The organism is Porphyromonas somerae, from assembly GCF_022845615.1.
Taxonomy (GTDB): Bacteria; Bacteroidota; Bacteroidia; order Bacteroidales; family Porphyromonadaceae; genus Porphyromonas_A; species Porphyromonas_A somerae.
Genome location: NZ_AP025559.1, coordinates 617,909 through 636,340, shown reverse-complemented (window position 1 = coordinate 636,340; position 18,432 = coordinate 617,909). Strand labels below are relative to the sequence as shown.

Genomic DNA, 18,432 nt, shown 5'->3' with positions numbered 1-18,432 from the left:
TCCGGGGTGCAGAGTGCTGTTATATTGATGTCGGAAACCATTTCAGACTTATGAGGAAATTATTGCTAGGAACTATGGCAGTTCTTATCTCTATGCTATGCCATCAGCAGGTGAGTGCTCAAAACAAGGTGTTTATTGAGGACCCTCTATTTGAAAATTTACAGGAGGGCGATAAAGGGGCCATCTTAATCACACACTTCGGTACCACACACGATGATACCAGAGCTGTGACACTTGATGCCATTAATAAGGCAGTTAAGGAGCGTCACCCCAATCTTGAGGTACGTGAAGCCTATACCTCTCGTATCATCATCAAACGTCTAAAGGATAATAAGGGGATCATCAAACTCAATCCTACTGAGGCCCTACAGCAACTACACAATGAAGGTTATACCCATGTGCTAGTGATCTCCACTTCTATTACCAATGGCGTAGAGGTCACCTCGGTAATCCGTGAAGTAGCCCACCTACCCTTTAACTTTAAGAAGATAAGAGTGGCAACTCCGCTACTATTCCACGAAGCAGACTACGAAAAGCTAATCAAGCTTATCACGGCTGATAGCCAACCAGATATGGCAACTATTTGGGTAGGTCACGGCACCTACGATGTGGCTACTGCACAATACGCGATGCTGGACCACATGCTGATGTTAAGTGGGCACCCTAATGTGATCATCGGCTGCGTAGAGGGCTACCCTTACTACGAGCAAGCACTTCAAAGACTTAAGGCTACAGGACTAAAGAAGGTGGTACTTCGTCCTCTTATGATTGTGGCTGGGGAGCATGCCAAGGAGGATATCGCCGAGGATTGGAAGGAAAACTTAACCAAGGCGGGATTTGAGGTAGAACTAAGGCTCGAAGGACTAGGCGAACTACCTGAGCTACAACAGATCCTCAACGACAAAATAGACTTCTACTCTCAATATAGAAGACTGCTCATTGGAGAGAAGAAAAAAGTCTATGAGGTAACGGGTGAAAAGATGCACGCTGATGATTAATAGACTATTTCTTTCGCTTGTACTAGTTCTGACTGCTTCTATTGCGACAGCTCAGACTTACAAGATAAATGGTCAGGTAGTGGATGAAAAAAATCATCCACTACCTTACGCAGTTATTGCCATAGAAGGCAAAGGCAATGTAGCAGCAGCCGATCAGACTGGTAGCTTCTCGCTCAACTTGAAGTCGGGCAGCTACCTACTCCGTGCCTCACTACTCGGCTATAAAACCACTCATAAAAGGGTGAACCTCTCCAAGAATAGCTCTGTAACCATTCAGCTAAAGGAGGATTATAAGCAACTAGGAGAGGTATTGGTGGTAGGTCCCGACTACAGCAAGCAGATGCAAGAGGGGGTCTACGCTGCCAAAAGCCTCAATGTCCGCCCATACGCCGCCTCCAACAACAGCTTAAATAACCTATTGGGACAGACCAGCGGGGTGAGGATTAGAGAGGAAGGAGGCATCGGCTCCAACTTTGATCTCACATTGACAGGATTAAGTGGCAATGCTATTAGATACTTCATTGATGGGGTACCACTCACCTCACTAGGCAGTGGTACCAACATAGCCAATCTACCCATCAACATTGTGGATAGGGTGGAGATCTACAAAGGAGTGGTCCCTCCCGAACTAGGGCTAGATGCCCTTGGCGGTGCTGTGAATATCATCACACGCAAGGAGAATAAGAACTATCTTGAGGCCTCCATCAACGGGGGCTCTTTCCACACTTATGGTGCTAACCTTAGTGGAGAATACAGGGTGAAAAGCAATGGCTTTACCGTCCGTGGTAATGGTAGTCTCACCTCTACTCGTAATAACTATATGATGCGTGGAGTGGATGTGTGGAATCCAGAGGCCAATGAATACCAAACGGGGGATTACCGAAGATTTCACGATGGCTACCGCTCTATCAACGGAGAAATACAAGCTGGATTCACTCAAACTAAATGGGCGGATGAAGCACTCATCGGTGTCTACTATGCCAATAGCAAGAGTGAGATTCAAACTGGTTTGAGCCAAAAACTGGTGATTGGTGCTGCTGAGAGGTACCGAGATGCCCTTAGAGTTTCTCTCAACTATAGCAAGAGGAATTTATTGGTGAAGGGGTTGACGGCAAAACTATTTGCCTCTCATACTTTGGACCATGTCCTTTTTGCTGATACCACCTTTAGAAAGTACTTTTGGGATGGTTCGTTCTTGGAGTCCAATAGGAGTGAGATTACTCAACGCGGCAAAATGCTCCGGCACATTAAACGACCTACCACTGTGGTAAGGGGTAATCTGGCCTATCGGCTAACTAATGCGAGTACACTCAACCTAAATTATACCCTAACCGCCAACCATAATAATAGGAGTGACAGCTATGATGAGGATTTTATCCCGACAAGTGACTTCTTAGCACGCCATATTATAGGACTTTCGTACAGTAGTTACTGGTGGGGCGATAGGATCAATTCCACCCTCTTTTTGAAGGATTATATCCTCCAATCTTCTATTGAGCAAGAGGATATGTATTGGATTACTGGAGTTCGTGATGTGGAGCGTAAAGTGGTTCGCAATAATATAGGGTATGGTTTGGGGGCACGTGTCACCTTTGCCAAAGAGATTTCGCTAAAACTCTCCTACGAAAATGCAACTCGGCTCCCTACGGCACGAGAGTTATTCGGTAATGGGGCTAGTATCTACCCCAATTTCAAGCTCAACCCTGAAAGAGCACACAACCTCAACCTTGCCCTCTATGGGGCTTGGAGAATTAATAGTAACCACTCTATCAACTACGAGGGGACCTTTTTCATGCGTGATGTAAAAGATTATATCCGAAGAGATATTATAGGTGAAGGATTAGGTACCTATAAAAATGTAGGGGCAGCACGAGTGTTTGGAGGTGAGATTGATCTCAAGTATAGATATAAAAATCTGATTGACTTGGGGGTGAATGCAACCTATGTTGATGAAAGGAATAGAAGCGAGAAGCTTCCCGATGGCCGAATAGATATTACCTATAATAACCGGATACCCAACAAACCCTTTTTCTACACCAATAGCTCGCTAGGGATTAATTTTCAGGAGCCTTTTGGTCTGAAGGAAAGTGACCTAAGGATTAATGCCTCGTATGGATATGTCCACTGGTTCTATCTTTCATGGGCGGCTCTTGGCTCTAAAAGCTCTAAGGCTATTATCCCCACCCAATCAACCACCGACATTGGTGCTACCTGGTCTTGGAATAAGGGCAAGCAGAAATTATCCATTAACTGCAATAATCTCTTTGATCAGATCAATTACGATAACTATATGCTTCAGAAGCCAGGACGCTCTCTCTTCTGTAAACTTACCACATTCTTTAATTAAACAGATAACTTAAATGAAACGCAAGTCAATTATCCAACTATTAGCCATCCTAGTGATCGCTTTAACCACAAGCTGTGGCAGCAACGATACCCCTAAAGGTAAAGATCCGAAGAAGCCTGATGTGCCAGAGCTACCAGAGCATCCAAAGGATCCTGAGAATCCTGAGAATCCAGAAAAGCCAGCTGTAGACCTATATGATATGTGGTTGGCAACTGGAGAAGGTACCTCATCCACTAAAAAGCAAGACCCACATGTGGTTAAGAAAATACCTACCCTCCTTGAAGGAGAGTATGATATCAGACACAAAGGGGCTGAGACGCTTAAATCAGGTATCACCCCATTTGTTATCTACCATAAAGGCTATTACTACAGTATTAGCCGAGAAAACAACTTCGGTAAATATAAAATCACTGATTCTGGAGTGGAACCCATTAAAATATTCCCAATACCTGAGCTTTCTGACCGAAGATTTGCACATGAATGGCTAGATGACAATACACTTGTGCTTATAGGTGCACCCGACAGTAAAGACAAAAAAGCACCTAAAAAGCACAAGATGAACTGGTATAAGATTGATACTTCAGGAACCATGAAAGTATTAGCCAACGGCACATTGGATTTACCTAAGCTAGGCAACAATGAGATCTTTTCATCTTGTGGCCTCTTGGTATACCGAAAGGCGGATAACAAGCTTTTATTCAACTTTAGACACGAAGATAAGAATAAGCCTAAAGATAAAAAGACCCAAGATAGCCACAAATCATTCTTTACCGCTACGATCAATCCCGACAATATGGCAGTGGAACATGTCTACGAGGAGAAGCGTGCAGATCGTCCTGGATTCGTATCATTTGGTTCTCTAAGACAACAACACGGCTTCTTCATGCCAAATGGAGACTACTATATGCTGTGTAATACGGTTAGAGATGATGCCACTACATCCACAATGCAATATGGACATATCATGCGTATTAAGGCAGGTGAATATAGACCTGACCCCAACTATAAAATTGATATCTTTGACGATAACAAGATAATTACCTTACATCACATGAGAGGGACCAAGGTACTCGCCTACATAGAGAGCCCAGAAAATAAAGCTGTCGAAATTAGCTGGAAAGTACCTAGAAGATTCTTCTGGGCTGTAATAGACTTAACCCCAGGTGGAGATCAGCACCGCATTGAAGGAATTCCAACCAGCCAGGGTGGCAACTTCACAGAACTTATCGTGGTGGAAGAGGACTACGCCCTTCTTGGTATTAGTGATGACACTCAGACTAAATTCTATAAGTATGAATTTGCGACAGAAAAGGTGACTGAGGCAGCCAAACTGAAGCCCGGGTTCTTTGCAGATCGTATCATCAAACTTGATAGATAAATAAAAACAGTAACTTACCCCACCACGTACCGAACAATTATGGTAGTGGTGGGGTTTTGTTGATATATGAATACCTTTAGTTTCATACGTGAAGCATTTTGATTTCATACGTAAAACAATTTTGTTTGATACGAGAAACTTTTTTGTTTGATACGAGAAACTTATTGGGTAGTTATGTGATTAAAGATTGTTGTTTAATTGATATATAAATGTGATGGGAAAGATATATGTGATCGGGATAGGTCCGGGTAGTGAGCGTGACCTGACCATTGGGGCAAGGGATATTTTAGGAAAGGTGGATGTGGTGGTTGGCTACAAGTACTACTTCCAGTTTGTTGCGCACTACCTTCGGTCAGATGCAGAGTGTATAGATACAGGAATGCGTCAGGAGACGGCAAGAGCTAGAGAGGCGTTTAGATTGGCCGACGAAGGCAAGGAGGTGGCTGTGATTAGTTCTGGAGATGCTGGCATTTACGGCATGGCTCCCCTTATCTATGAGATGGCGGAGGAGCTGAAGAGTAACATTGAGATTGAGGTACTCCCAGGCATTTCAGCCTTTCAGACCGCCGCCTCTATATTGGGTGCCCCCATTGGTCACGACTTCTGTATCATCTCGCTTTCCGATCTTATGACGCCTTGGGCAAAGATTGAGCGAAGAATCATCGCTGCTGCCGAGGCGGACTTTATCACAGCGATTTATAATCCTAAGAGTGTCAAGAGGTACTGGCAGATTGAGCGACTACGTGAACTATTCTTGAAAGAGCGAGACGCTAATACTCCCGTCGGCATTGTACGCCAAGCTGGGCGTGAGGATCAAGAGGTGACCTACACTACTCTAGTAGATTTTGATGCAGAGCAGATTGATATGTTTACCATGGTAATTATTGGTAATAGCCAGACGTTCACTACCCGCAACCGCATGATTACTCCTCGTGGCTACTATCGTGAAAAAGCGGATAAAGATACAAAGCTGGGTCAGCAAATTATGATTGAGAGTTTCCGAACGATAGAGTCCCAGCTCCAAAAACCAGAGATTCCATTGGATCATAAGTGGGCACTACTCCACGCGATTCATACCACTGCCGACTTTGAAATGGAGCAGATATTCTACTCCGACCCCGATGCTGTCAAGAGACTGCATGAGGCGTGTGTTTCAGGAAAGATCAAGACCATTATTAGCGATGTGACGATGGTCACCTCAGGCATTCGCAAAGGAGCTCTTCAAAGATTGGGCATTGAGGCTAAGTGCTACCTCTCTGACCCTCTCACAAAGGAGATGTCGGATCGTCTAGGTATCACCCGTACCCAGGCAGGTATTCGTCTGGCAGTGGCAGAGCACCCCGATGCCCTTTTTGCCTTTGGTAATGCACCGACTGCTCTACTAGAATTGGCGAGCTTAATCCGAAAAGGAGAGGCAAAGCCTATGGGCATCATTGCAGCTCCTGTTGGTTTCGTACACGTTTGCGAGTCAAAGCATGCGGTGAAACCTTTCCGTAATATCCCTAAGTTGATTATTGATGGTCGTAAGGGGGGAAGTAATCTTGCTGCAACACTGTGCAATGCGATTCTCACCTTTGATGATGCAGAAGCACTAAGGCCTGGTCGTGACGTATAACCTCTTTCTCCTATGAAGATTACGATAATAGGCATAGACGACAATCGAGAGCAGTTTTTCCGCCCTGAAGTGCTCAAGGTACTTCAGGAGGGGTACCACTTCTCAGGCGGAAAGCGACACTACGAAATTATCAAGCCTTACCTACCGAGCAAGCACGAGTGGATAGAGGTGGTGCCTCCGATGGGAGCGTTGATGGAGCAGTATCGCCAACTTGATGATCTGGTGGTCATTGCCTCATGCGACCCCCTTTTCAATGGGATTGGAGAGACCATTATGAGGCATATTCCTGAGGCGACGGTGAAGGTGTACCCTAGTTTTCACTCGCTGCAAATGCTGGCGCACCGTGCCCTTTTGCCTTATCAGAGTATGCACGAAGTAACCCTTACGGGGCGCCCTTGGCATGAGTTTGATAGAGCTCTTATCCAAAGGGAACCGATGATCGGATTACTATTGGATCGCAAAGAGCATACTCCTGCTACGGTGGCTCAGCGGATGCTCGACTATGGGTATGACAATTACAAGGCTTACGTAGGCGAACTGCTAGGTAATCAGGAGGAGGAACGGGTGAGTGAACTGTCGCTCTCAGAGGTAGCGGAGAGGGATTTTAGCTATCCCTATAATATGATATTGGTGGAGACAAGGCCGAAGCATAAGTACTTTGGGATACCAGATGAGGCATTTCATCTCCTCAATGGTCGGGCTAAGATGTTGACCAAAAGCCCCATTAGATTACTCTCTCTTTCTATGCTTGAGCTGCATAATCGCCACGTCTTTTGGGATATCGGGAGTTGTACCGGTTCGGTCTCCATTGAAGCGAAGCTGCAATTTCCACACCTTAGAATGGTGGCTTTTGAGATCCGACCTGAAGGGGAGGAGCTACTTTCCTCCAATAGCAAGAAGTTTGGCACTCCAGGCATCGACTTTAGAGGTGGCGACTTTTGCGAGGTTGAGATGGGTGATTTACCAAAGCCAGATTGTGCTTTTATTGGAGGTCATGGCGGAAAACTGGTGGAGATCGTGCGTAAAGTTTGGTCGTTATTGCCAGAAAAGGGACTCTTGGTCTTTAACTCAGTTTCGCAAGAGAGTCAAGATCTATTCAGAGTGGCCATTGAGAAGGTATCTGGCACCATCATAAAAGAGGTGGAAATCTCTATAGATAATAACAACCCAATAAGGGTGATGAAAGCAATAAAATGATGAATCAAAATATAGGCATTATAATCCTCTCCGAGGTAGCGAAGGAGAAAGCACTCCAACTTCATTCCGAATTGGGAGGAAAGCTATATAGCACCAGAGAACTAGAGGGTTTTGAAAAGATTGAGGACCTTCAGGAAGAGACGGGGCAAATAATGGAGAAGCACGACCTAGTCGTTTTCTTTTCTGCAATGGGAATTTGCGTGCGGAGCATTGTCCCTTATCTCAAGGATAAACATACCGATCCAGCGATTATATGTATTGATACCACTGGTAAATATGTCATATCCGTGGCATCGGGGCACATTGGTGGAGCCAATGAATGGGCTAGCCGAATTGCTTCAGTACTGGGAGCAGAACCCATCATCACTACGCAAAGTGACCGACAGGGGCTTTGGGCGCTGGATACTCTGCCTAGACAGTTTGGCTGGAAATTGGAAACGGTAGGGGCGACTCTCAATGAGGCGATTACCAAGTTTGTAGATGGTGTTCCAACCGCTCTTTTGCTAGATATGCGATGCGACTACCTAGAGCGTACGAAGCCCAGCTTTGTAGATGTCTATTATCATCTGGAAGACTTGGATATCTCCAAGTATCAACTGCTTATTGCGGTGACTCCAAGAGAGCTTTCTGACCTTAGTATTCCACAAATTCTTTACCGCCCTCAAGTGCTACACTTAGGCATCGGGTGTCGTCACAAAGCCAATCCTCAGGGGGTCAGTGAGTACATTCTCCAGCAACTTCATACAGCAGGTTTCTCGGAGCTCTCCATAGCGAGTATCAATAGCATTGAGCTAAAAAGAGGCGAACCAATTATTGAGGGACTTGGGGAGAAACTGGGGGTAGTGCCACAATACTACTCGGCCGATCAACTTGAGGAGATAGAGGTGCCCAATCCTTCTAATAAAGTAAATGAGGTGACCTCCTCGCCCAGTGTTTCTGAAGCATCAGCTCTTCTTGCTTCAAATGGCGGAGTGCTGGTTATTGAGAAACAAAAAGGGAAACTATCTGAGGGCAATGACTTCACCTTTGCCCTAGCGATTGATGCCAATGCCCTACCCCATGGACACATAGAGATTGTGGGGGCTGGTCCTGGTGATCCAGAGCTTATTTCAGTGCGAGGAAAGCACTTCCTACAGCAAGCCGATTTAATCCTCTATGCAGGTAGCCTGGTGCCGATTGAACTCACCTATTACGCCAAACCAGGTGCTACAGTTCGGAGCTCTGCCGACATGAATTTGGAGGAGCAATTTACTCTTATGAAGGAGTTTTATGACCGCCACTGCCTGATTGTACGTCTGCATACAGGTGACCCTTGCATCTACGGTGCCATTCAGGAGCAGATGGCACTCTTCGACGAAGCAGGCATGAGCTATCACATCACCCCTGGCATTTCATCTTTTCTTGCAGCAGCAGCGGAATTGAGGTCTCAATTCACCATTCCGGAGAAGGTGCAAAGCATCATCCTCACCCGTGGAGAAGGGCGAACTCCTATGCCAGAGAAGGAGCAACTCCACAAGTTGGCTGCCTCTCAAAGCACTATGTGCATCTACCTCAGTGCCACTTTGGCAGAAAAGGTGCAGAGCGAATTGCTGGTACACTACCCACCTGAGACGCCCGTAGCAATTTGCCACAAACTCACGTGGAAAGAGCAAAAGATCATTAGAGGAGAGCTACAACACCTGGCACAAATCATTCGGGATAATAAGTTGACACTCACCACGCTAATAGTCGTAGGTGAGGCGATTGATAATCGCGAGGGACTATCCAAACTCTACAATGATTCATTCAAACATCTATTCCGAAAATGAGTTCGATTAATATCATATCTCTAGGGAGTGGAGCCCCTGATAATATCACACTAAGAGCTTTTACTGCGTTAAAAGAAAGTGATATTATCTTTGCTCCGAGTGGGGAAGCCGTGAGAGTGCTAGAGCGACTGAAGCCGCTTGAGGACCTTCTCCTAAAAGTAGAGCAGTTTGATATCCCGATGAAAAAGGATCCAAGTTTGGCTGCAGGGGTGTACGACAAAGTCACTCAAAGGCTTTATGATCTTTATATGGAGAAGCAGCAGGTGTCCTTGGTCACCATTGGCGATGCCGGCATTTACTCATCTGCCTTCAAGATCGTTGCAGAGCTCACCAAACGTGGTGCAAAAGTGGAGGTGCTACCAGGCGTCCCATCATTCATCGCTGGTATGGCACAAGCTATGGTACCTCTTGTAGAGCAAGGGCAAAACCTCACGCTCCTCTCCCAAATCAACACTCCCTCCGATGTGCTCACTCCTCTTGCCAATGGTTCGGTTGTTGCCATCATGAAGTTATCCCTTTACCAGGAGAGCATCAAAGAGTTGCTCCGCCAAGGTAACTACCCATTTACCTATATGGAGTGGCTTGGAGATGAGAAGCAATTCCTCACCTCGGATCTGGAAAGCTTTCTCTCTCGCACTTGCCCCTATTTTTCTATCATTGTCATAAAACCTCAAAGCGTATGAAGCGTATTCTCATCTTATTTCTCACTATGATAGCTCTTTGGTCTTGTAAAGAGGATCAAAGCAACCAGAGCGAACAGCTCGAATCAGTAGATTATATCAAATATGCCAAAGGATTGAACATCCAAAAAGGGGAGGGCTACACCTTGGTAGATATGACCGATCCTGCCAATGAAAACGAACAGATTTGGAAGTATGCCTTAGTTCCAAGAGGCACGCAACCCAAAGGAATCCCCAATGATTATGTAGTGATTGAGACGCCAGTGAGGCGTGCAATTGTTATGACGACGCTCCAACTCTCCAACTTTATCAAGCTTGATGCAATTGACAAAGTGGTGGGAATGCCGAGCACCCGCTTTCTTTTCAACGAACAGATGAAAGCTCAATTGGCAGATGGTCGTAGCAAACGCATTGGCATTGAGGGGAACTTTGATACCGAACTAATTATGGCGATCCAGCCTGATATCATCCTAGTTTCCCCCTTTAAGCGAGGTGGCTATGATGTGCTCCAAACCCTCGGCACTCCATTAGTTACTTTTCTTGGATATAAGGAGCTGACCCCTCTTGGGCAGGCCGAATGGATCAAGTTTATTGCCCTACTCCTTGACGATGAAGAGCGTGCGGAGACGATATTCAATGGCATAGAGGAGCGATACAACGCCCTAAAAGCTTTAATTCCAGAGGATATTGAACGACCAAAGGTACTGAGTGGAGAACTCCACGGTGGCAACTGGTATGTAGTGGGTGGCGAAAGTTATCTTGCCCACCAATTCACCGATGCCGGGGCTGAATACTTTATGATGGACAACGAAGAGTCGGGTGGCTTCTACGTGGACTTCGAAACCGTTTACGCACAAGGTGCCAATGCCGACTTTTGGAGAATTCTCAATAGCTATCCAGACAAATATAGCTACGAGGTACTAGATAAAACTGATAGCCGCTACCGCGACTTCAAGGCATTTAAGGATAAGAAAGTGGTCTACTGCAATCTCTCCGAGCGTCCCTTCTACGAGCTATCGCCCGTAGAGCCAGATGTGGTATTGGCCGACCTTATCAAGGCCTTTCACCCACAATTACTTCCAGATCACCAGCCTGTTTTTTATGAAGTATTGAAGTAATACCTATTCGTATGGCTACCAAACGCAATATTATTCTTTTTGTACTGGGTATCTTCTCCATACTCCTCTTTTTCCTACTCAATCTAGCCCTCGGTACCATTCCAATACCCACGCTAGATGTCTTCCGCATACTGATTGGGAAGGAAACCAGCGGAGGCGAGATATGGAATAATATTATATGGAAAAGTCGCTTTCCACAAACCATCACCGCCTTCATTGCTGGTGCTGCGCTCTCTATTAGTGGACTGCAGATGCAAACCGTATTCCGCAATCCCCTTGCTGGCCCTTCTGAGTTGGGTATTAGTTCTGGTGCGAGCTTAGGCGTAGCCACCTTGATCCTCCTCTCGGGAAGTATCAGCCAAAAAGCCCTCACCCGCATGGGTTTTATAGGAGAAATGGCCGTATCCATTGCTGCGATCATAGGGGCAATGGCAGTGATGGTGCTGATCATTCTCATCTCAAAAAAGGTGCGAGGCAATGCCATACTACTGATTATGGGTGTCATGATCGGCTATATTGCCAATGCCATCATCGGGGTACTCAAGTTCTTCAGCAATGATGAGGATGTTCGCAGCTACGTCATCTGGGGGCTTGGGAGCTTCTCCAAGGTGAGTGGAGATCAAGTCTACACCTTCGTCATCATCATGCTGATCCTAATTCCCCTCTCATTTCTTCTCATCAAGCCACTCAACCTACTCCTCCTTGGCGAAAACTATGCCCGCAACTTAGGTCTCAATTACACCAAGGCACGCAATGTCATCATCTTCTGTTCCTGCGTCCTTACCGCCATTGTCACCGCTTACTGCGGTCCGATCGTCTTCCTAGGCATGGCAGTACCACACCTTTGTCGCACCCTCTTCTCCACCTCCAACCATATCATATTGGTGCCAGCGGTGACAGTAGTAGGGGCTTCGCTTTCGCTACTTTGCAACCTCATCGCTCGCATGCCAGGCTTCGAAGGGGCACTCCCCATCAACTCCGTCACCGCCCTAATCGGTGCCCCAATAGTGATATCCGTCTTATTTGATCGCAGAAGAACTGAGATAATATGATGAAGACTATTGCACTTAGGGACTTGTCCATTGGATACAAGCAGAAGAATGGGGAGAAGGTTGTTGCCAAGCACCTCACCGCCTCAGTGAATGCAGGCGAACTAACCTGCCTCCTCGGCTCCAATGGAGTGGGAAAATCCACCCTACTCCGCACCATTGCCCGCTTTCAGCCCAAGCTAGCAGGAGAGGTATTGGTGCAAGATAAAGATATCAACCAGTACAAAGAGAGCGAACTATCCAAAGTAGTCGGCGTAGTACTCACTGAAAAGGTAGATGCCAATAACATGACCGTCCATGAGCTCGTATCCCTAGGGAGAAGCCCTTATACCGGCTTCTGGGGTCGCCTTGCCTCTCAAGACCGCCAAGCTGTAGATCTGTCCATTCAGCAGGTTCGTATCGAAAAACTGCGAGATCGCATGGTACACAGCCTGAGCGATGGAGAGCGCCAAAAGACCATGATCGCCAAAGCATTGGCTCAAGAGACCCCCATCATCATCTTAGACGAACCTACCGCCTTCCTTGACTTCCCTTCCAAAGTAGATATGATGCAACTGCTACATCGCCTTTCTCGAGAGTTGAATAAAACCATATTCCTCTCCACTCACGACCTGGAGCTCGCCCTCCAAATTGCAGATAAAATATGGCTGATGGACGACGAGCGTCACCTCCATATCGGCACCCCTGAGGATCTAGCACTCTCCGGAGTGCTCAGTCGTTTCTTCGAACAAAAAGAGATCATCTTTGACCAAACCACCGGCCTCTTTCGCATCGAAAATGATTACGACCGACGCATCAAAGTGATCGGTCATGGGCACCTCTTCTCCATGGTTCGCAAAGCACTACTCCGCAACCGCATCTTAGCAGATCGCGAGGCAGAGACAGAGACCTATATTGATACCAGCGGAAGTAAGATAGTACTGCACCGCCCCAACACCCCTCCGATAGTTATTGATTCCATCGAAGAGCTCCTCCAAAAATTACTATGAATCTATTAATCTTAGGCGGAACCACCGAAGGTCGCAGGTGTGTAGAGGTGTGCGAAGAGGCAGGAGTACCATTTTACTACTCTACTTTTGGCAGTTCCCAAGAGATCACGCTACACAATGGGACCCATATTACTGGGGGCAAAGACAAAGCGGAGCTTCAAGCCTTTTGCCAAGAGAATAACGTAGGGCTCATCATCGATGCTGCCCACCCTTTTGCCACCAATCTACATAGTAATGTGGGTGCCCTCCACCTGCCTGTGATTAGGTATGAAAGGGAGTTCCCAGCCATTCCAGAGGAAGTACAGCAGGTCTCCTCTTTTGAGGAAGCCATCGCCCTACTTCACCAAGCAAAGCCTACCAAAGTACTCGCCCTTACTGGTGTGAATAGCATCGCCAAGCTACAGAGCTACTGGCAAGAGCACGAGACCTATTTCAGGGTGATGCCGATTGCCGAAACGGAGAAAACCATTGAGCGGACGGGTATTCCTCGTTCCCAGATCATTTACTACGATAAAGAGCTGAGCGATGAGGAGCTATTCCGCAAGTTACAGCCCGACTTGATCATTGTAAAGGAGAGCGGTACCACCAGTGGCTTTACTGAAAAGGTCTCTGCTGCCCTCTCCTTAGGAATATCTGTCATCGCTATTACTCGCCCTTCCCTTGGTTATCCCCCCAATCTCACCGTCACCGGAAAGATAGGGCTCAGGCGAGGGATAGAGCAGTTGCTCCCAGAGTTCTTTCCCCAAAAGATTGGCTTCACCACAGGCACCACCGCCACCGCTGCCACGAAAGCAGCCCTTATAGCACTCATAGATGATATCGAGCTTTCCACGGTAGAGGTCACTCTTCCTGATGGAGAAATCATTCCTTTCCCCATTCAATCTGTCACCGTTGAAGGTAATGAAGCCACCGCAGTAGGGATAAAGTACTCAGGCGATGACCCCGACGTCACCAATGGTGCTGAAATCTGTGCCACCGTATCTCTCCACAAAGGGAAAAGGGGGGTGGAGTTTAAGCAAGGTATCGGCGTAGGCAGAGTGACCCTTCCTGGGCTAGGTCTAGAAATCGGTGGCCCCGCTATTAATAAGACGCCACGGAGAATGATCACCTCCCTTTGCGAGGAGTTGCTCGACCTCACCCAAATAGGAGTAGAGATTACTATCTTCGTTCCCGAAGGCGAGTCGATTGCGAAGAACACCTTCAACCCACGCCTTGGGATTGTAGATGGCATCTCCATCATCGGCACTACAGGAGTGGTCCGCCCCTACTCCAACGACACTTGGATCGCCTCCATACGGCGAGAGATGGAGGTCTCCAAAGCTGTAGGCGTTGAGCACTTAGTGCTCAACTCTGGTGGCAGGTCCGAAAAGTACCTCAAAGCCAGATTTCCCCACCTTCCCCCCAACGCCTTTATACAGTATGGCAATTTCATTGGAGAGACCCTTACTTTCGCTCATCAGCTCACCTTCCCTACCGTTACTCTCGGCATCATGCTGGGTAAAGCGGTCAAGCTAGCTGCAGGCGAACTAGATACCCACAGTCATAAAGTAACGATGGATAAGGAGTTTCTCAAGCAGGTACTAACAGAATCTAGAGAGGAAGTTGATATCAGCGGGATCACCTTGGCACGAGAAATATGGCAATTAATACCCAACAAAGCATCCAAATTCTACCAGCTCATCATCCAGCATTGTTATGAGGTGTGCCAGCCCATTGTGCCATACGCCTCCTTAGAGATACTTCTGATTGACGACACTGGCCATTTTATTTCACAAAAACCATGAAACCATCTTCCTTTATTATCGCTGCCCCCACTTCAGATAGTGGTAAGAGCACCATCACTATAGGACTTCTTAGGGCACTTAGTCGCCAAGGATACCGTGTCCAGCCCTTCAAGTGTGGACCCGACTATATCGATCCCAAGCTACATAAAAATGCATCGGGTGTTGATTCCGTGAATCTCGACCTCTTTATGCAGAGCGAAGAGAGTGTCCGAACTCTATTCAGAAGCTATCAAGCCCCTAGCGACGTGGCTGTTGTGGAGGGGGTAATGGGTCTTTTTGATGGCTATGATCGGGACAGAGGCTCCACCGCACACCTTGCAGAGGTACTTGATCTGCCTATCGTCCTCGTCCTCACACCCAAGTCAATGGCCTATAGTGTCGCTCCCCTACTCTACGGCATCAAGCACTTTCGGCCAGAGCTCAATATACTAGGCGTAATTTTCAATAAGGTCAATTCCCCAAAGCACCTAGCTTATCTGCGTGACGCTGCTAATGATGTAGGGGTAAAGGTGCTCGGCTCTATTCCTACAGATAAAACACTCACTCTCCCGAGCCGTCACTTAGGATTGATTACCGATGATCAAGAAGCACTAGAGGCACACGCCAATCAAGCCGCCAACCTTGTAGAAGCACATATCAACCTCACTCAATTGCTTGCTGATTCTCAATATCAGCCTATCTCAACAATATCACCTATAGGAAGTAATGCACCTAAAGGCACCAAGAAAATAGCGGTGGCTCGCGACGAAGCTTTCAACTTCATCTATACCGAAAATATTCGGTTGCTGGAGCAGTTTGGCACGATCACTTATTTTAGTCCTATCCACGATAGCCAGCTCCCCGAGTGCGACCTACTCTACCTGCCAGGAGGGTATCCCGAGCTATATGCAGAGCAGCTCTCCCAGAATAGTGCGATGATTCAGCAAATCAAGACCTATGCCGAACGCCAAGCCCCTCTCATCGCTGAGTGTGGGGGGATGATTTATCTCTGTAGGAGTATCATCACCGCAGAGGGAAAGGAGTACCCAATGGTGGGTCTCTTTAATCATAGTGCTACGATGGAAGGAGCCCGGCTCACCATTGGCTACCGACAGTTGGAACTCTTTGGCATACCGCTCAGAGGACACGAGTTTCACTACTCACACCTCACAGCCACAGACGAAGGAGTCGCCACCCAATTGAATGCCACAGGCGAGCCAGTAGATACGCTACTTTTCCAGCACGGAAAAGTGATCGCCACCTATACTCATCTCACCTTCACCGCCGCATTTCTCTCCCGTCTCCTAGAGCCATAGATCAGCGGAGCAGAACGGAGACCATTCTGCCCCTCACTCTGAGTTGTTGCTCTGCCCAGAGCTCAAGATGCATCACCACCTTTCGATCGGTGACCTCTTGAATAGTAGCACGAAGCTCAAGAGAACATCCCATAGGTGTAGGGGCAAGGTAGTCAAGCCCCAAGTGGGCAGTCACGTACCGCAAACTAGGAAGTGACGCCATATCTCTGCTAAAGTGTCGGTAACCAGCGGCAGCAGCAGTTCCATTACCATGGCAATCTAGAAGGGCGGCAATCAATCCACCATAAACATTCTGCGGATAGCCACCAGTAGCATACTCTGGTGGCGTATAATGGGCTACAGCAGTGTCACTAGCAGGGTCGTTATCCAGCCAGTAACTCTTCAAGTGAAGACCATGCTCATTAAGCTTTCCACAACCATAGCAATGGCTAAACTCCTCTGTATAATAATCTTGAAATGCCTTCATATTTAATCTAGTATTGATATGCCTGCAATTTACCAAAACTAAAGTTGACTCCCCAACCTATTCGAGACAGAATCTTTTAGGGACAGCGTGGAAGAGTTTCCACTTTGGAGCATGGGATCAACATAAAAGGCTCGTTCCACAATTGTGAGACGAGCCTTTATTATTTAAGGTCTGATAGCCTTACTTTCGAGTAGCGTTAGCTGTCCAGGATCCCTCCTTAGTTGTATAAGCAGCGATGGTGAGCTTCTCTGCATCGATTCTGATTACTCCAGCCTCATCGGAACTAAGTGTCACAAGCGTATTTTCACCCTTTTCCATCTTTACGCCAGAGAGTGTAGGGATATTCTTTGAGCTGAAGCGGAAGGTATAAGTATCCCCCACCTTAACCACAGTAATAGTCACCTTTTCACCAACAGCGAGGTTAAGACCATCCTTGGTAGAAGCATAGCTCGCAGTACCTTCGTACCTGCCAACAAACAGATCCGCATCAGCAGGATCTTGGTTACATGAAGTAAAGGCAATAGCCATCAACACCATAGCAGCCATTGCTGCAAAAATCATATTCAACTTTTTCATCACGTTCTCAACTTTAAATTGTTAATACTAACATCATTTGCAAGGTAATCATTTTCACCCTAAGGCGAAGCCTAATTACACTATTTTATTGGAATAATATCACATTACCCCACATACATTTCATATCTTTTCAAGCAGTTCTTGCCCACAATCACCTACCTGTGGCGTAATTTACGACCAGTATTGGCGTTGAAATTACGGTACTCCTCATACACCTTAAAAGCCTTTTCAGGAGTTAGCTGATTGATCAGTGCACTCATAAAAGACTGAGAGGCCTGATGACGCTTTTCAGTGAGTGCCTGTATCTTTTTATAGTAGTCGAGATACTGTTCGGAAGTAATTTTACCTCCCAACTTAGATATCTCATCATACACTTTGCGTATTCCTGCCCAAGAGGAGACGCGAGCCTCATCGTACTTTTCTAGCTCTTTTGAAACCAACTGCTTCTCCTCTGCCGAGAGCCCTGCTGCCTTGGCAATGGCTTCGATCCGCTCCTTTTTGAACTGCTCGTGCACCGCACTTTGGTCGCTGATCTCTTGCTCCACGCTGGAACTAAGGAGCACTTCTCTATGGTTATTTGCAAAGAGTAGAGAGGGAGTAGTAAAACTCAATAACACCAATAGCACAAATGCCCTCAATCCATTTTCCTTCATAATATCTAACATTACCTTGAACTTATCACGCTTTGATCATCCTCCTCCATATAAATGAACCCCCAGTAGTCTTCGTTGGTATCATCTAGTAAAAACTGCTGAAACTCCTCATCACTCATATCATAAGCATTGAGCTCTACTGGATCTGGGAGGGTGGATTGCTGGAGTGGAGATAGAGTCCACAAAGAGACGGCAAGCAACAGCACGGCCGCAGCTCCTATAGACCAATAGACATAAGGTTTCCATAACTTACGTGTTTGAGACTTTACCTCACTCTGTACCTTCTCCTCCTCTTCAATTCGTTGCTTCAAGCGCTCCTTGAAGGTGGCAAAATAATTTTCGGGAGTTACGAATGGGTGCAAAGGATCATTTTCAATATTTTTACGTTCAAAATTGGGGGTCATCACACATCAACTATCTAACTATTAATTGCTCTATCTGTGGGTTTGATGCACCAATCGCTGATTGGTTTAATCACC

The 18,432-nt window shown here is 46.7% G+C and carries 16 protein-coding genes; 12 read left to right on the top strand and 4 right to left on the bottom strand.

Going from position 1 to position 18,432, the window contains the following annotated elements; genetic code table 11:
• The first annotated feature begins 50 nt into the window (after positions 1-50).
• The 12 genes from MWL85_RS02720 to MWL85_RS02665 all read left to right on the top strand — a co-directional run bounded on the left by MWL85_RS02720 (position 51) and on the right by MWL85_RS02665 (position 16,258).
• Positions 51-998: a sirohydrochlorin cobaltochelatase gene (locus tag MWL85_RS02720; RefSeq protein ID WP_070706505.1), complete on the top strand. Its 948-nt coding sequence runs from the start codon at positions 51-53 to the stop codon at positions 996-998.
• On the top strand, positions 991-3,345 hold the full coding sequence (locus tag MWL85_RS02715) for a TonB-dependent receptor (protein ID WP_244401320.1): 2,355 nt from the start codon (positions 991-993) through the stop codon (positions 3,343-3,345). The genes MWL85_RS02720 and MWL85_RS02715 overlap by 8 nt, the downstream gene beginning before the upstream one ends.
• A gap of 13 nt (positions 3,346-3,358) precedes the next feature.
• Entirely contained in the window at positions 3,359-4,723 is a 1,365-nt protein-coding gene (locus MWL85_RS02710; RefSeq protein ID WP_244401319.1) for a DUF4374 domain-containing protein, read from the top strand.
• Positions 4,724-4,937: 214 nt separating this feature from the next.
• Positions 4,938-6,338 carry a precorrin-3B C(17)-methyltransferase gene (gene cobJ / locus MWL85_RS02705; protein ID WP_244401846.1) on the top strand — a complete coding sequence of 467 codons (1,401 nt, stop codon included), beginning with the start codon at positions 4,938-4,940 and terminating at the stop codon, positions 6,336-6,338.
• A 12-nt stretch (positions 6,339-6,350) separates the two neighbouring features.
• On the top strand, positions 6,351-7,535 hold the full coding sequence (gene cbiE / locus MWL85_RS02700) for a precorrin-6y C5,15-methyltransferase (decarboxylating) subunit CbiE (RefSeq protein ID WP_244401318.1): 1,185 nt from the start codon (positions 6,351-6,353) through the stop codon (positions 7,533-7,535).
• The gene (gene cobM / locus MWL85_RS02695; RefSeq protein WP_244401845.1) at positions 7,535-9,343 is read left to right on the top strand and encodes a precorrin-4 C(11)-methyltransferase; all 1,809 of its coding nucleotides are present in this window, start codon (positions 7,535-7,537) and stop codon (positions 9,341-9,343) included. The genes cbiE and cobM overlap by 1 nt, the downstream gene beginning before the upstream one ends.
• Positions 9,340-10,026, top strand: a complete 687-nt coding sequence (locus tag MWL85_RS02690) for a precorrin-2 C(20)-methyltransferase (protein WP_244401317.1) — start codon at positions 9,340-9,342, stop codon at positions 10,024-10,026. The genes cobM and MWL85_RS02690 overlap by 4 nt, the downstream gene beginning before the upstream one ends.
• Positions 10,023-11,141: an ABC transporter substrate-binding protein gene (locus MWL85_RS02685; RefSeq protein ID WP_244401316.1), complete on the top strand. Its 1,119-nt coding sequence runs from the start codon at positions 10,023-10,025 to the stop codon at positions 11,139-11,141. The genes MWL85_RS02690 and MWL85_RS02685 overlap by 4 nt, the downstream gene beginning before the upstream one ends.
• A gap of 11 nt (positions 11,142-11,152) precedes the next feature.
• Positions 11,153-12,193 (top strand): iron chelate uptake ABC transporter family permease subunit, encoded by a 1,041-nt coding sequence (locus MWL85_RS02680; RefSeq protein ID WP_244401315.1) that lies wholly within the window; start codon positions 11,153-11,155, stop codon positions 12,191-12,193.
• On the top strand, positions 12,193-13,179 hold the full coding sequence (locus MWL85_RS02675) for an ABC transporter ATP-binding protein (protein WP_244401844.1): 987 nt from the start codon (positions 12,193-12,195) through the stop codon (positions 13,177-13,179). The genes MWL85_RS02680 and MWL85_RS02675 overlap by 1 nt, the downstream gene beginning before the upstream one ends.
• Positions 13,176-14,963 (top strand): cobalt-precorrin-5B (C(1))-methyltransferase CbiD, encoded by a 1,788-nt coding sequence (gene cbiD, locus MWL85_RS02670; RefSeq protein WP_244401314.1) that lies wholly within the window; start codon positions 13,176-13,178, stop codon positions 14,961-14,963. Before MWL85_RS02675 ends, cbiD begins: the two co-directional genes overlap by 4 nt.
• Complete coding sequence (locus MWL85_RS02665) at positions 14,960-16,258, top strand: cobyrinic acid a,c-diamide synthase CobB (RefSeq protein WP_244401313.1); 1,299 nt, start codon at positions 14,960-14,962, stop codon at positions 16,256-16,258. Before cbiD ends, MWL85_RS02665 begins: the two co-directional genes overlap by 4 nt.
• A 1-nt stretch (position 16,259) precedes the next feature.
• Here the strand turns inward: MWL85_RS02665 and MWL85_RS02660 are convergent, their stop codons facing one another.
• The 4 genes from MWL85_RS02660 to MWL85_RS02645 all read right to left on the bottom strand — a co-directional run bounded on the left by MWL85_RS02660 (position 16,260) and on the right by MWL85_RS02645 (position 18,357).
• Positions 16,260-16,724 (bottom strand): PaaI family thioesterase, encoded by a 465-nt coding sequence (locus MWL85_RS02660; RefSeq protein ID WP_244401312.1) that lies wholly within the window; start codon positions 16,722-16,724, stop codon positions 16,260-16,262.
• Positions 16,725-16,904: 180 nt separating this feature from the next.
• Entirely contained in the window at positions 16,905-17,300 is a 396-nt protein-coding gene (locus MWL85_RS02655) for a hypothetical protein (protein ID WP_018027832.1), read from the bottom strand.
• Between the two features lie 155 nt (positions 17,301-17,455).
• The gene (locus MWL85_RS02650) at positions 17,456-17,953 is read right to left on the bottom strand and encodes a hypothetical protein (RefSeq protein WP_244401311.1); all 498 of its coding nucleotides are present in this window, start codon (positions 17,951-17,953) and stop codon (positions 17,456-17,458) included.
• A gap of 11 nt (positions 17,954-17,964) precedes the next feature.
• Positions 17,965-18,357: a hypothetical protein gene (locus MWL85_RS02645; RefSeq protein WP_018027834.1), complete on the bottom strand. Its 393-nt coding sequence runs from the start codon at positions 18,355-18,357 to the stop codon at positions 17,965-17,967.
• Positions 18,358-18,432 lie beyond the last annotated feature (75 nt).